Source organism: Nakamurella sp. PAMC28650 (genome assembly GCF_014303395.1).
GTDB lineage: Bacteria > Actinomycetota > Actinomycetes > Mycobacteriales > Nakamurellaceae > Nakamurella.
In genome coordinates this window covers 4,764,060-4,778,452 of sequence record NZ_CP060298.1, presented here as the reverse complement: position 1 = coordinate 4,778,452, position 14,393 = coordinate 4,764,060, and the positions used below count along the sequence as shown (strand labels likewise).

10 protein-coding genes are annotated in these 14,393 nt (G+C 69.4%); 7 read left to right on the top strand and 3 right to left on the bottom strand.

Annotation, left to right across the window (positions count from 1 at the left end; genetic code table 11):
• Positions 1 to 2: 2 nt before the first annotated feature.
• Positions 3 to 1,865 (bottom strand): dihydroxy-acid dehydratase, encoded by a 1,863-nt coding sequence (gene ilvD, locus H7F38_RS21720; protein WP_187091726.1) that lies wholly within the window; start codon positions 1,863 to 1,865, stop codon positions 3 to 5.
• 72 nt (positions 1,866 to 1,937) lie between these two features.
• Positions 1,938 to 2,465, bottom strand: coding sequence for a PH domain-containing protein (locus H7F38_RS21715; protein ID WP_187091725.1), 528 nt, complete (start codon positions 2,463 to 2,465; stop codon positions 1,938 to 1,940).
• 738 nt (positions 2,466 to 3,203) lie between these two features.
• On the opposite strand from H7F38_RS21715, the gene H7F38_RS21710 reads away from it, so the two are divergent.
• The 3 genes from H7F38_RS21710 (at position 3,204) to ilvC (ending at position 6,729) form a co-directional block, all read left to right on the top strand.
• Positions 3,204 to 4,937, top strand: coding sequence for an acetolactate synthase large subunit (locus tag H7F38_RS21710; protein WP_370531403.1), 1,734 nt, complete (start codon positions 3,204 to 3,206; stop codon positions 4,935 to 4,937).
• Between the two features lie 88 nt (positions 4,938 to 5,025).
• On the top strand, positions 5,026 to 5,538 hold the full coding sequence (gene ilvN / locus H7F38_RS21705) for an acetolactate synthase small subunit (protein WP_187091724.1): 513 nt from the start codon (positions 5,026 to 5,028) through the stop codon (positions 5,536 to 5,538).
• Positions 5,539 to 5,703: 165 nt separating this feature from the next.
• Entirely contained in the window at positions 5,704 to 6,729 is a 1,026-nt protein-coding gene (gene ilvC, locus H7F38_RS21700; protein ID WP_187091723.1) for a ketol-acid reductoisomerase, read from the top strand.
• Between the two features lie 82 nt (positions 6,730 to 6,811).
• Here ilvC and H7F38_RS21695 read toward each other — a convergent pair whose 3' ends face one another.
• Positions 6,812 to 7,540, bottom strand: a complete 729-nt coding sequence (locus H7F38_RS21695; RefSeq protein WP_187094995.1) for a hypothetical protein — start codon at positions 7,538 to 7,540, stop codon at positions 6,812 to 6,814.
• Positions 7,541 to 7,863: 323 nt separating this feature from the next.
• On the opposite strand from H7F38_RS21695, the gene serA reads away from it, so the two are divergent.
• The 4 genes from serA (at position 7,864) to H7F38_RS21675 (ending at position 14,321) form a co-directional block, all read left to right on the top strand.
• A complete protein-coding gene (gene serA / locus H7F38_RS21690) occupies positions 7,864 to 9,465 on the top strand; it encodes a phosphoglycerate dehydrogenase (RefSeq protein ID WP_187091722.1) in 1,602 nt (533 codons plus the stop codon).
• Positions 9,466 to 9,627: 162 nt separating this feature from the next.
• Positions 9,628 to 12,084 (top strand): S8 family serine peptidase, encoded by a 2,457-nt coding sequence (locus tag H7F38_RS21685; protein WP_187091721.1) that lies wholly within the window; start codon positions 9,628 to 9,630, stop codon positions 12,082 to 12,084.
• An 87-nt stretch (positions 12,085 to 12,171) separates the two neighbouring features.
• On the top strand, positions 12,172 to 13,080 hold the full coding sequence (locus tag H7F38_RS21680; RefSeq protein WP_187091720.1) for a hypothetical protein: 909 nt from the start codon (positions 12,172 to 12,174) through the stop codon (positions 13,078 to 13,080).
• Positions 13,081 to 13,298: 218 nt separating this feature from the next.
• Positions 13,299 to 14,321: a 3-isopropylmalate dehydrogenase gene (locus H7F38_RS21675; RefSeq protein WP_187091719.1), complete on the top strand. Its 1,023-nt coding sequence runs from the start codon at positions 13,299 to 13,301 to the stop codon at positions 14,319 to 14,321.
• Positions 14,322 to 14,393 lie beyond the last annotated feature (72 nt).

The following is a 14,393-nucleotide window of genomic DNA, read 5'->3' as shown; positions in this document are numbered from 1 at the left end:
CCTCAGGAGTTCTTGTGCTGCCGCGCCGGCACGTGCCGGACGGCTCCGGTCGAAGCCGACGAGGCCATCGAGGCGTAGGCCTGCAACGCCTTGGACACGACGCGATCGCGGGAGCGCGGCTCCCACGGACGCTCGGAGGCCTCCATCTTCGCCCGCCGTTCGGCGAGCACGTCATCACCGACATCCAGGCGCAGCACGCGGTTGTCCACGTCGATCTCGATCGTGTCGCCGTCCTCGATCAGCCCGATCGCACCGCCGGCCCAGGCCTCGGGTGAGATGTGCCCGACGGAGATCCCGGAGGACCCACCCGAGAACCGGCCGTCGGTGATCAGTGCGCAGACCTTGCCGAGGCCGAGGCCCTTGAGGAAGGACGTCGGGTGCAGCATCTCCTGCATGCCGGGGCCGCCGGCGGGGCCTTCGTACCGGATCACCACGACGTGCCCGGGCTGGACCCGTTTGCCCAGGATGGCCTCGACGGCGTCTTCCTGCGACTCGAGAACGATGGCGGTGCCGGTGAAGTGGAACAGCGACGGGTCGATGCCGGCGGTCTTGATGACGGCCCCGTCGAGCGCGATGTTGCCGTAGAGCACCTGCAGCCCGCCCTCGACCGTGTAGGCGTGCGCCTTGTCGTGGATGCACCCTGCCACCGGGTCGGTATCGAGGGAACTCCAGCGGTTGGCGGTCGAGAACGCCTGCACCGTGCGGACTCCACCGGGAGCGGCGTGGAAGAGCTCCAGGGCGGCGGCCGACGGCGACGCCGACCGGATGTCCCATTCCGTCAGCCAGGACTCGATGTCCGGCGAATGCACCGTGTGCACGGACGTGTCGAGCAGATCGGCCCGGTAGAGCTCGCCGAGGATCGCCGGGATACCGCCGGCCCGGTGCACGTCCTCCATGTGGAAGTCCGAGTTCGGGGCGACCTTGGACAGACACGGCACCTGCTTGCTGATGGCGTCGATATCGGCCAGGGTGAAGTCGATCTCGCCCTCGATGGCCGCGGCCAGGATGTGCAGGACGGTGTTCGTCGAGCCGCCCATCGCGACGTCCAGTGCCATCGCGTTGCCGAACGCGGCCTTGGTGGCGATGTTGCGCGGCAGGACCGACTCGTCGTCCTGCTCGTAGAACTTCTTCGCGAGTTCCACGACAAGCGATCCGGCCCGCAGGAAGAGGTCCTTCCGCGCGATGTGGGTGGCCAGGGTGGAACCGTTGCCGGGCAGCGCAAGTCCGAGTGCCTCGGCCAGGCAGTTCATCGAGTTGGCGGTGAACATGCCGGAGCAGGAGCCACACGTCGGGCAGGCGGAGCGCTCCACCTCGTCGAGCGACTCGCTGTCGACCCCTGGCGTCGCCGAGGCCGAGATCGCGGTGATCAGGTCGGACGAAGGGTGGGCCACCCCGTCCACGACGACGGCCTTGCCGGCCTCCATCGGGCCGCCGGAGACGAAGACCACCGGGATGTTCATCCTCAGTGCAGCCATCAACATGCCGGGGGTGATCTTGTCGCAGTTCGAGATGCAGACGAGCGCGTCGGCGGTGTGCGCATTGACCATGTACTCGACGGAGTCGGCGATGAGCTCGCGGCTGGGCAGCGAGTACAGCATGCCGGCGTGACCCATGGCGATGCCGTCGTCGACGGCGATGGTGTTGAACTCCTTGCTGACCCCGCCCGCCTCCCTGATCGACCCGGCGACGAGGTCGCCCATGTCCTTGAGGTGGACGTGTCCGGGGACGAACTGCGTGTACGAGTTGGCGATCGCGACGATCGGCTTGCCGAAATCGGAATCCGTCATGCCGGTCGCCCGCCAGAGGGCGCGGGCCCCGGCCATGTTGCGGCCGTGGGTAGAGGTTCTGGAACGAAGCGGGGGCATGTGGAACTCCTGCCGGACGGGGTCTGCCGTGCTGCTCAGCAGTTTGTTGCGGTCACTGGGGAAATGACGACGTTACTCGTCGTCGACGACGGCCCCGGCGGGCGTGCGGACGGACTCTTCAGGTCCGGACGCCACAGCCCCGCCGACACCGCCGGTGGCGTGGTCGGTCCCGGGGGCCTCGTCGGCCTCCGGATCGCCGTCCTCCGGTTCCGGGGTGGGGGCGTCCTTGCCGATCAGCAGTCGTCCCCCTGACACCGCGGCCAGCCGGTACATGTCACGGGGGCGCACCATCGGCAACCGGATCCTGCGACCGTCCAGGCCCACTGCGGTCGCCCACCGCGGGCCCCGGAATTCCAGTCCGTCCAGATCCGACCACGCGATCCGGCGAACGCCCCGCGGGCCTGAAGCCCGGATGCTCGTCGGGTCCGCAACCGTCCTGGTGATCAGGATGTAGACCAGGGCGGCCAAGGGGAACAGGTAGAAGGCCAGAAAGGCGGTGGGTCCGGCGTTGGCCAGGGGGGTGATGCACACGAACGCCAGGAACGGGATCAGGACGGAGATCACGGGGAGGCGGAACACGGCACGGTCTGGACGGCTCACGTACGCATCGTCCCACCTCCGAGCACCTGCCCGGGTGGAATGTCGATGCAGGTCGGGCTCGTCGGGGAGTCGCCGCCCCTGCCTGCCGGTTCCGGACCCGCTGGTTTGACACGTGCTCCCGGCCACCGTAGGGTCCATTTCGTGTCCCAGATTCTCGTACTCCGCTAGCGCGTCGCACTCGGTCGGCCACACCAGGCCCAGACCGGAACAGACGCGCAACCCCTTGGTCCCCGCATGCCGGTGACGAGGGGTTTTTTATTGCCCACACCCGGGCTACCCAGCGGAACCGACAGGTGGATGGTGACAGATGCGAGAGAGCAGAACAGTTCTTCGCCGGCACCCACCTCGGTCGACAACCCCGTCGGTCGAACCGTTTTCCCGCATCCCCATTGCACGGGGGCGTCTCCACCCTGGACGTCTCCCTCTGCGGCGTGACCACGCACCTCACGTCCGGAAGCCTGTTGCCTCCCGATCAACCACCCCAGCCGGCCGCACCACCAGCACCGGCGAACGTCAGAAGGTCCTTCTGCCATGACCCAGACACCGACCGCTCCTCCGGCAGGTCGTCCCTCCGCCGCACACGCCCACCCGGGGACGAACGCCCACCCGGGCGCGAACGCGCATCCGGGGGGCAACGCTGCCGCACGGGCGCTGGCCGCCACCCAGCCGGCCGCGGCCCAGCCGAACGGGACCCAGCCGGCCGGGACCGCCGTGTCCCGTGATCCCGACGTCGAGTACGTGACCGGCGCGAAGTCGGTCGTGCGTTCCCTCGAGGAGGCCGGCGTCGAGATCGTCTTCGGCATCCCCGGCGGGGCGGTGCTGCCCATCTACGATCCGCTCTTCGACTCGGTGAAGGTGCGCCACATCCTGGTCCGTCACGAGCAGGGGGCCGGGCACGCCGCCACCGGCTACGCCCAGGCGTCCGGCCGGGTGGGCGTCTGCATGGCCACGTCCGGTCCGGGGGCCACCAATCTGGTCACCCCGATCGCCGATGCCCACATGGATTCGGTGCCGCTGGTCGCGATCACCGGGCAGGTCGGCCGGTCGCTGATCGGCACCGACGGGTTCCAGGAAGCCGATATCTGCGGCATCACGATGCCGATCACCAAGCACAACTTCATGGTGACCGACCCGGCCGAGATCCCGATGGTGATCGCCCAGGCCTTCCATCTGGCCTCGACCGGCCGGCCCGGCCCCGTGCTGGTCGACATCCCGAAGGACATCCTGCAGGCCGAGACCGTCTTCAAGTGGCCGACCGAGGTGCACCTGCCCGGCTACCGGCCGGCCTCCAAGCCGCATGCCGGTCAGATCAATGCCGCGGCCAGGTTGATCGCCGCCTCCCGCCGTCCGGTCTTCTACGTCGGTGGGGGTGTGCTCAAGGCACACGCGTCCGAGCAGCTCAAGGTGCTCGTCGAACTGACCGGGATCCCGGTGGTCACCACGTTGATGGCCCGCGGGGCCTTCCCCGACTCGCACCTCCAGCACCTGGGCATGCCGGGCATGCACGGCACCGTCGCCGCGGTCGCCTCCATGCAGCGGGCTGATCTGATCATCGCCCTCGGCGCCCGGTTCGACGATCGCGTGACGGGACAGCTGTCGTCGTTCGCTCCGGAGGCGACGATCATCCACGCCGACATCGACCCGGCCGAGATCGGCAAGAACCGCGCGGTCGACGTGCCGATCGTGGGGGACGCGAAGGAGGTCATCTCCGAGCTGATCTCGGCGATCGCCATCGAGCAGACCAGTGGCGTGGTGGCCGACCTGACGGCATGGTGGGCCGAACTGGACGGGGTCCGCGAAACCTTCCCGCTCGGCTACGACGAGCCCACCGACGGCTCGCTGTCGCCGCAGTACGTGATCGAACGGCTCGGCAAGATCTGCGGTCCGGACACCATCTTCGCGGCCGGGGTCGGCCAGCACCAGATGTGGGCGGCCCAGTTCATCTCGTACGAGAAGCCCTACACCTGGCTCAACTCCGGCGGTCTTGGCACGATGGGCTACGCGGTCCCGGCCGCCATGGGCGCCAAGATGGGCATGCCGGACTCCGTCGTCTGGGCGATCGACGGTGACGGCTGCTTCCAGATGACCAACCAGGAACTGGCCACCTGCGCCATCGAGGGCATCCCCATCAAGGTCGCCATCATCAACAACGGCAATCTGGGCATGGTCCGCCAGTGGCAGACGCTGTTCTACGGCGAGCGTTACAGCCAGACCGATCTCGGTACCCACAAGCACCGGATCCCCGACTTCAAGGTGCTGGCCGAGGCCTACGGCTGCGTCGGACTGCGCTGCGAGTCCAAGGAGGACGTCGATCGGACGATCGAGGCGGCCATGGCCATCAACGATCGTCCGGTGGTGGTCGACTTCACCGTCGGCGCCGACGCGCAGGTCTGGCCGATGGTGGCCTCCGGGACCGGCAACAGCGAGATCATGGCCGCCCGGGGTATCCGACCGCTGTTCGACGAAGAATGAGGCGACAGTGTCCAGTCCGTGCGTCCGTTGCCCTCGTCGCCGAACGACGACGTCGGCCGGTCCAGCACAGTTCGACGAAGAATAAGTCGTGACCCGTCATACGCTTTCGGTCCTGGTCGAGAACAAACCGGGTGTGCTGGCCCGGGTCTCGTCGCTCTTCTCACGCCGCCAGTTCAACATCCACTCGCTCGCGGTCGGCCCGACGGAGAACCCCGAGGTCTCCCGGATGACGATCGTCGTCGAGGTGGACGATCTTCCGTTGGAGCAGGTGACCAAGCAGCTCAACAAGCTGATCAACGTGCTCAAGATCGTGGAGCTCGCACCGAACGCCTCGGTCTACCGGGAGCTGCTGCTGATCAAACTCCGGGCCGATTCCGCCGTCCGCGCCCAGGTCGTCACGATCGTCGACATGTTCCGCGCGCACGTGGTGGACGTGACCCCGGACTCCATGACCATCGAGGCGGCCGGAACCAGCGACAAGCTGGAGGCGTTGGTCCGGATGCTCGAGCCGTTCGGCGTCCGCGAACTCGTCCAGTCGGGCATGGTGGCGCTGGGTCGCGGCGCGAAGTCGATCACCACCGAACGCCTCCGCGCCGACTGACCGCTGACGACCTGCCCACCGCCGCGATCACCCGTCACGGCAGGTGGTGAGATTGCGGGGCCTGCTCCCACACCCGAGCAGGCAGGCCGCGCACCAGATCCACCCCATCAGCTCCACTCATTGCAGACGGGCGCCCGGCGCCCGCGAAAGGAACGTCGATCACCCATGGCAGCCGAGATCTTCTACGACGACGACGCTGATCTGTCCATCATCCAGGGCCGCAAGGTCGCCGTCATCGGTTACGGCTCGCAGGGCCACGCCCATGCGCTGAGTCTGCGTGACTCCGGCGTCGACGTCCGCGTCGGACTGCTGGAGAACTCCAGGTCCCGTGCCAAGGCCACCGACGAGGGCCTTCGCGTGGTCACGCCGGCCGAGGCGGCGGCGGAGGCCGACGTCATCATGATCCTGACGCCCGACCACATCCAGCGCCACGTCTACGCCTCCGACATCGAGCCCAACCTGACGGCCGGCAAGGCGCTGGCGTTCGGCCACGGCTTCAACATCCGGTTCGGCTACATCAAGCCGCCGGCCGATGTCGACGTCATCCTGATCGCCCCGAAGGGTCCGGGCCACCTGGTGCGCCGCGAGTTCGTCAACGGCAAGGGCGTCCCGGACCTGATCGCGGTGGAGCAGGACTACACGGGGGGAGCCCAGGCCCTGGCGCTGTCCTACGCTGCCGCCATCGGCGGCGCCCGCGCCGGCGTCATCAATACCACCTTCACCGAGGAGACCGAAACCGATCTGTTCGGTGAGCAGGCCGTGCTCTGCGGTGGGGCCTCCCGGCTGATCCAGACCGGCTTCGAGACCCTGACTGCCGCGGGCTACCAGCCGGAGATCGCCTACTTCGAGGTGCTGCACGAGCTCAAGCTGATCGTCGACCTGATGTACGAGGGCGGGATCGCCAAGCAGCGCTGGTCCGTCTCGGACACGGCCGAGTACGGCGACTACGTCTCCGGCCCCCGGGTGATCGACGACCACGTCGCGAAGAACATGCAGGCCGTGCTGGCCGACATCCAGGACGGCACCTTCGCCGCCCGGTTCATCGCCGACCAGGACGCCGGCGCACCCGAGTTCAAGAAGTTGCGCGCCGAGCAGGAGGCGCACCCGATCGAGGAGACCGGCCGCAAGCTGCGCGGCCTGATGAGCTGGGTCAAGTCCGATGACGACTACTCCGGTACCGCCGCCCGCTGACCTACCCCGGCACCGACCTCCGGCCCGCGCCCGCACCACGGGAGGCGGGCCGGAGCTGCAGATCGGCCACGTCAGCGCGGGACTAGAAGGTCTTGCCGCCCTTCGCCCTGAACCAGGCCCTGGAACCCGGGTTGAGCAGGAAGATCAGGATCAGCACCGGCGCGACGAAGCCGACGACGACGGTCCCGCCGAACGACGCGGCGATCGCGAAGATGATCTCCACGACGATGTAGACGGCGCACCCGATGACCAGCAGCTGGGAATTCTTGCCGGACAGGGCGAGGACACCGCCCCAGATCAGCAGAATGGCGACGACGGCCAACCCGATCGCCAGCACCTTCGCGAAACCGCTGTAACCGTTGATGTTCTGGCAGTCGGCGGTGTACTGGGGGTCGTTCACGTTGACGCTGTTGCAGACGGACGAGGCGTAGCTGACGACGCTGCTGGCGGCCACCGTGATGAGCGAGCCGATGATCGCGAACGCGCCGAAGATGAAGGCCAGGACGGCCGCCGCGGTGACCATGCCCGGACGGGCGGCCTGGGCGGGACCACCGAAACCGGCCGGCGGATAACCGGGCGCCGGGTATCCGGGCTGCTGCCCGTAGGCGGGCTGGGCGTAGGCCGGTTGCTGACCGTACGCGGGTTGCTGCCCGTAGGCGGGCTGGGCGTACTCGGGTTGGCCGTAGGCGGGTTGCTGCCCGTAGGCCGGCGGGGGAGTGGCCCCGGCCGGATACCCCTGCTGCGGCGTCGGTCCGGACGGGTAGCCCTGCGGCGGTCCCGGCACGGATCCGTAGGGCGGTGGAGTGGTCACAGCTGGGTTCCTTCCGATGGCTGGAGAAGTCGAGATCACTGTAGGGCCGGAGCGACGGATCGCGCAGTGGAACGAGTGAACTCGGCCACACTATTTCGCCGGACCGGGTGTCGAACCTGCCGTCGCGGGGAACGTCGCCACCCCGGGTGGCGATGCCGGACCAGATCGATGGTGGAGGTCTCGATACGATGAGCGGCCGAGTGCACCGAAGCACCCGGGCTGACAGGACCTCCGGCACCGTGGCAGACCGCCGGTTCCCTGTCGGAGGTAGGCGGCCAAGGGATCGACTCGCGGCCGGTGATCCAAGACGGAGATGAACAAGCGTGCCTAACGCCGCCCAACCTGTTGTGCTGATCGCCGAGAAGCTCGCCCGGTCGGCGATGGACGTGCTCGGGTCGGACTTCGACATCAGGTACGTCGACGGCGCCGACCGCGCTGCGCTCCTACCGGCGCTCGCCGACGCCGACGCCGTCCTGATCCGCTCCGCCACCACCATGGATGCCGAGGCGCTGGCCGCGGCCCCGCGGCTCAAGGTGGTGGCCAGGGCCGGCATCGGTCTCGACAACGTCGATGTGCCCGCTGCCACCGCCCGCGGCGTCCTGGTGGTCAACGCGCCGCAGTCGAACATCATCACCGCCGCCGAGCACGCGATCGCCCTGCTGATGTCGGTGGCCCGGCAGATCCCGGCCGCCCACGCGACGATGGCCGCCGGCGAATGGAAGCGCAGCAAGTTCATGGGCGTCGAGATCGCCGACAAGACAGTCGGCGTCGTCGGTCTCGGCCGCATCGGGCAGCTGTTCGCGGCCCGTATCGCCGCCTTCGACACCAACGTCATCGCGTACGACCCGTACCTGCAGCCGGCCAGGGCGGCGGCCCTGGGCGTCACCCTCGTCGACCTCCCGACCTTGCTGCGCGAGGCCGACATCATCTCCATCCACCTTCCGAGGACGAAGGAGACCCTCGGTCTGATCGGGGCCGCCGAACTGGCCACCGTCAAACCGAACGTGCTGATCATCAATGCCGCCCGCGGCGGGCTGATCGACGAGCAGGCGCTGGCCGACGCCCTGGCCGAGGGCCGGGTGGCAGGCGCCGGCATCGACGTCTACGTGACCGAACCGCCGGCCGGGGACAACCCGCTGCTGACTGCACCGAACATCGTGCTGACTCCCCACCTCGGCGCCTCGACCACGGAGGCCCAGGACAAGGCCGGCACCGCGGTCGCGAGGTCGGTCAAGCTCGCCCTGCGCGGCGATTTCGTACCCGACGCGGTCAACGTCCAGGCCGCCGGGCCGGTTGCCGACGACGTCCGCCCCTGGATCCCGCTGGCCTCCCGGCTCGGCACCATCCTGACCGCCGTGGCGGGCGCGGTGCCGGCCAAGGTCGTCGTCGAGGTTCGCGGTGACCTGGCCGACTCCGACACGACGATCCTGCAGCTCGCGGCCGTCCGGGGTATCTTCGGACAGGTCATCAACGAGGCCGTCACCTTCGTCAACGCGCCGTCGCTGGCCGCCGAACACGGGCTGAGCCTGTCCGGCTCCTCGACGAAGGAGACCGGCGACTACCGTTCCTCGATCACCCTGCAGGCCGCGATGACGGACGGTTCCAGCCGGTCCGTCTCGGGCACGTTGTCCGGGCCGCACCAGGTCGCCAAGCTGATCGAGATCAACGATCGGCACTTCGATCTGCGCGCCGAGGGCGACCTGCTGGTGCTGGCCTACGCGGACCGCCCCGGCGTGATGGGGACGGTCGGACACCTGCTGGGTGATGCGGGCGTGAACATCCTCGCGGCCCAGATCTCCCAGGAGATCTCCGGGCACGCATCGATCATGGTGCTGCGGGTCGACGGACTCCCGGGTTCGGAACTGCTCGAGCGGATCGGGGCATCGGTCTCCGCCAGCGCGATCAGGGGCATCGCCGCCGACTGAAGGCAGAGGACCGTCCCACTTCACCTCGTGGCTCATCGATGCGACGATCGACACGGTGCAGTTGATCGACATCGTGCAGTTGATCGACACCGCGCACTTGATCGACACTGTGCAGTTGATCGAAGCTCTGCAGTGAACGGTCGGTCGGCAGAGGAGGTGACGGTGGCCGGACATCGAAGTCGTTCCGCGTCCGGCGGACGCTTCCGGCTGCTCGGCGCCGTCACGGCGCTGCTGTTCGGAGCCCTGTGGGGTCCATCCACGGGTGCCTTCGCCACCGATCCCACCGGGGTCGCCGGTCCGTCCGTCGGCCAGCAGGCGACGCCGGGTCCCACCAAGCCGGGATACAGCAGGTTGATCGAGAACACCGCAGTGCTCCAGCCGGGTCTCGCCGCCGGGTCGGGGCGGCGGACCGTATTCGTCCAGCTGGCCACCACGGGCGCCGCCGCCGTATCGTCCGCGGTCCTCGCGAAGGGACAGGGGGCGGCCGCCGCCCGCCGGGCCGTGGCCGTGCAGCGCGTCACCACGAAGGCTCTGTCGTCCGAGATCTCCGGGATCGCCAGGAGGATCGATCCGGGCGCGGTGAGCATCTTCGAGGTCTCCAACGCCGTGCCGGGAGTCGGTCTGATCGCCGACCCCGCAGCGCTGCGAGCGCTGGCCGGGCTGAGGGTCGTCCTCAAGATCTCCGAGATCGTGCCCAAGACGCCGGCCAACGCCGGTGCGGCCCAGCTGACCAGGGTGCTGCAGACCTGGACCGATCTCGGCGTCACCGGTCGGGGCGAGCGGATCGGCCTGATCGACACCGGGATCGACTACACCCACGCGGATTTCGGTGGACCGGGAACGACCGCCGCGTACCAGTCCGCGAGGGCCACCGACGCCGGTCCGTGGACGCCGACGGCCAGGGTGGTGGGGGGCACCGATTTCGCCGGCGACGACTACGACGCGGCCGCGACGACCTCCACCGGAGCGGTGGATCCCGGTTACCAGCCGGTACCGCACCCGGATTCCAACCCGCTCGACTGCAACGGTCATGGCACCCACGTCGCCGGGACGGTGGCCGGTGCCGGTGTCGACTCCGGGGGCCGGACGTTCGCGGGGGACTACTCGAAGCTGACCGGCGCAGAGCTCTACGGCATGGACATCGGCCCCGGGATGGCTCCGCAGGCCTCGCTCTACGCCCTCAAGGTCTTCGGTTGTTCGGGAGCCACTGACCTGGTCATCCCCGCGCTGGACCGGGCCCTCGACCCGAACGGGGACGGTGATTTCACCGATCACCTGGACGTGGTCGACCTCTCGTTGACCAACGCCGTCGGCGCGGCCGACGATCCCGAGACCACGGTCCTGGACACCATCGCGCAATACGGGGTGGTGCCGGTGGTCGCCGCGGGCAACGGCGGCGACCAGACCGATGCCGCCGGGTCGCTGGCCGGATCCGTGCGCTCCCTCGCCGTGGCGTCCTCGGTGGATGCCTATCAACAGCTCGACGGCCTGTATGCCGCACTACCGGGTCAGGCGGTGCAGACGGTGGCCGGCCAGATGTCCACGGCCTACCCGTGGGCGGTGTCCGCGGACGTGTCGGGACAGGTGGTCTCGCTCTCGCCGGCCGACGCAGACGGGTGCACGGCGCTGTCGGCCGCGGACGCCGCCAGAGCGGTCGGAAGGATCGTATGGCTGTCCTGGGACGACGACGATTCGACCCGGGCGTGCGGGTCCGCCCCCCCGGGCGGGAACCTGCAGGCGGCCGGCGCCCTCGGCGTGCTGCTGACCCGTGGTACCCCGGTCTTCGCCGGACCCATCATCGGCAACCCCGCCCTGCCGGTCCTGCAGCTGACGCCGACCGCCACCGCACTTCTCGCGCCCGGGGTGGACCACGGGCTGCAGGTGAACATGTCCGGCGGCCTGGCCGCGGAGAAGCCGGAGGTGGACAACTCCATCACCGACCTGATCGAGACCTCCTCGGCCCGTGGGACCCACGGGTCGACCGGCCCGGTGAAACCGGACGTCTCGGCACCGGGCGACACGATCTCGTCGGCCCGGATGGGCAGCGGCAACGGCAGTGCGCTGCGGTCCGGCACCTCGATGGCGGCCGCCGAGATCGCCGGTGTGGCCGCCCTGGTGCACCAGAGCCACCCGTGGTGGACTCCGGAGCAGGTGAAGGCGGCCCTGGTGAACACCGCCGGTCACGATCTCTACACCGGCCAGGATCGCAGCGGCGCGGCCATCGGTCCGAACCGGGCCGGATCCGGGCGGGTGGACGCCGCCGCCGCGGTCGGTACCCAGCTGCTGGCCTACAGCTCGAGCACGCCGGGCGCCGTGTCCGTGACGTTCGGCGTGGTTCCGGCGGACGTCCGTCAGGCCTCCGTGGTGGTGACCTCCGCGGTGGTCGTGCAGAACACCGGTGCGAGCAGCTCGGACGTCACGTTGTCCTATCAGTCCGTCGTCGACCAACCAGGTGTCGCGTACACGGTCAGTCCGGCGACGATGACGCTCACCGCCGGTGCCAGCGCCCTGGCGACCGTCTCGATGACCGTCACGCCCGCGGCATTGCGGCACACGCTCGACCCCGGCACCCCTGCGCAGCAGACCAACCCGCTGACCGGACTGGACGAGGCCCGCTAGTTCGTCCCGGCCGCCTCCGGGCGGCTCCTGCTGAGCTCGCCGGGCCGCCCCGATCTGCGGGTCCCGGTCTACGGCACCGCCAAGCCCGTGTCCTTCACCACGGCCGTGGACGGCACCGCGGCCGGGAGCCCGGCGGTCGTGCTGGGGGGCAGCGGCTTCGCCCTCTCGTCCCCGGCCGACCCGGCCGGCGCGGGCTACCTCTCGCTGACCTCGGTGCTGAACCTGGGATACCGGGGCAGCGCCACCGCCGGGTGTGCGACGCCGTCGTCGGCGGTGGTCGGCCCGACCACGACGCCGAACGTCACGCCGACCGGGGGCGCGACCGCGACCACGTCCGGGACCCTCTGTCCCAGGGTCGGCACGGGCAGTGCGGGGGGCGCCATCGCGGCGGTCGGAGCCGGCCGCGCCGGGGCGGACGGCGCGAATCCCGGCTACCTCTGGTTCGGCCTGTCCACCTTCGGCGACTGGCCGGGTGTCGGCAAGAACCTGTTCCCGACGGTCAACATCGACACCAACGGTGACAACACCGCCGACTACACGGTGCAGGTCCAGACCATCGGCGGATCCGACCTCCTCTACGCCCTGTTGTTCGACGACGCCCGCGCAGGTTCGCTGATCGGCATCTACCCGGTCAACTTCAACCTGGGCAACGTCGACACCAACCCGTTCGACACCAACGTGCTGCTGATCCCCATCGACCCCACCGCCCTGGGCTACCGGGTGACCGACACGACCTTCCCCCTCCGGTACTCGGTCGCCCTGTACGCCGCATCCGGCGCCCCGCTGAACTCCGGGACGATCGACACCACCCCGGCCATCGCGTTCGATGTCGCGCAGCCGGCGATCTCGACGTCGGCGCCGCTGTGGCAGGACCAGGGCGGAACCGGAATCCCGTACCGGCTGAGACCCGGCGTCGGCGGCGCCGAGGCCCTGGTCCTGCACCTGCACGGTGCCGACGGCTTCCGTGAACATGTCGTCACCCTCTCGGGTGGATGAGGGTGAGTCCGGGCCGGGGTCGGCAGACGCGCGTCAGGCGGTGTCCACCCATTGCACCACTACCGCTACCCTTCGCAGTATCTCTGCCGCCCCACCTGCCCAGCTGAATTCGTTCGAGTGCGTCCCGGCTGCGCAGCGGATCTCTCGCACCCTGCCCCTCTCGTTGTCCAGTTCAGGCCGATGCCGGCCGACAGGAACGTGGACAGAAATGGTTGAACATGAAGCTCGCGGTCATTCCAGGTGACGGCATCGGTCCCGAGGTCGTCGCCGAGGGACTCAAGGTCCTGACGGGTGTCGTGCCGTCGGTCGAGACCACCACCTACGACCTCGGTGCCGCACGCTGGCACCGCACCGGTGAACTGCTCCCGGATTCGGTACTGCGCGAGCTGCGCGAGCACGATGCGATCCTGCTGGGCGCCGTCGGCGACCCGACCGTGCCGTCGGGAATCCTCGAGCGCGGGCTGCTGCTGCGCATCCGGTTCGAGCTCGACCACCACGTGAACCTCCGCCCCGCCCGCCTGTATCCGGGAGTCGTCGGCCCGCTGGCCGGTGACCAGGCCATCGACCTCCTGGTGCTGCGCGAGGGAACCGAGGGTCCGTACGCGGGGAACGGCGGACTGCTCCGCAAGGACACCCCGCACGAGATCGCCACCGAGGTCTCCCTGAACACCTACTTCGGCGTCGAACGGGTGGTGCGCGACGCGTTCCGACGGGCCGCACGCCGCCCGCGCAAGCACCTGACACTGGTGCACAAGACGAACGTGCTGGTCCACGCCGGCCAGCTGTGGAGCCGCGTCGTCGAAGAGGTGTCGATGGAGTTCCCGGACGTCAGCGTGGCCTACTCGCACATCGACGCCGCGATGATCTACCTGGTCACCGATCCCGGCCGATTCGACGTCATCGTCACCGACAACCTGTTCGGCGACATCCTCACCGATCTGGCCGCCGCGGTCTGCGGCGGTATCGGGCTCGCCGCCTCGGCCAATCTGGACGTCTCCGGCGCGAACCCCAGCATGTTCGAACCGGTGCACGGGAGTGCGCCGGACATCGCCGGCGCCGGCACCGCAGACCCGACTGCGACCGTGCTGTCCGTCGCGCTGCTGCTCGATCATCTCGGCCTGCCGGATGCGGCCCGCCGGGTCGAGGCCGCCGTGGCCTTCGACCTGGCCACCCGGCAGCCCGGCTCGGCGGGCAAGACCACCGCGGTCGGCGACCGACTGGCGGCGCTGGCGTCCAGCTGAGGCCGCACAGGGGACAATGACTGGACCAGGTCCGCACCAACCCGGTCGTCGCCGGTGGGCACCACCCGCCGT

Excerpts from the sequence above, each read along its gene's own strand:
- ilvD (WP_187091726.1), bottom strand. The coding sequence starts at position 1,865 with ATGCCCCCGCTTCGTTCCAGAACCTCTACCCACGGCCGCAACATGGCC.
- ilvC (WP_187091723.1), top strand. The coding sequence starts at position 5,704 with ATGGCAGCCGAGATCTTCTACGACGACGACGCTGATCTGTCCATCATC.
- H7F38_RS21675 (WP_187091719.1), top strand. The coding sequence starts at position 13,299 with ATGAAGCTCGCGGTCATTCCAGGTGACGGCATCGGTCCCGAGGTCGTC.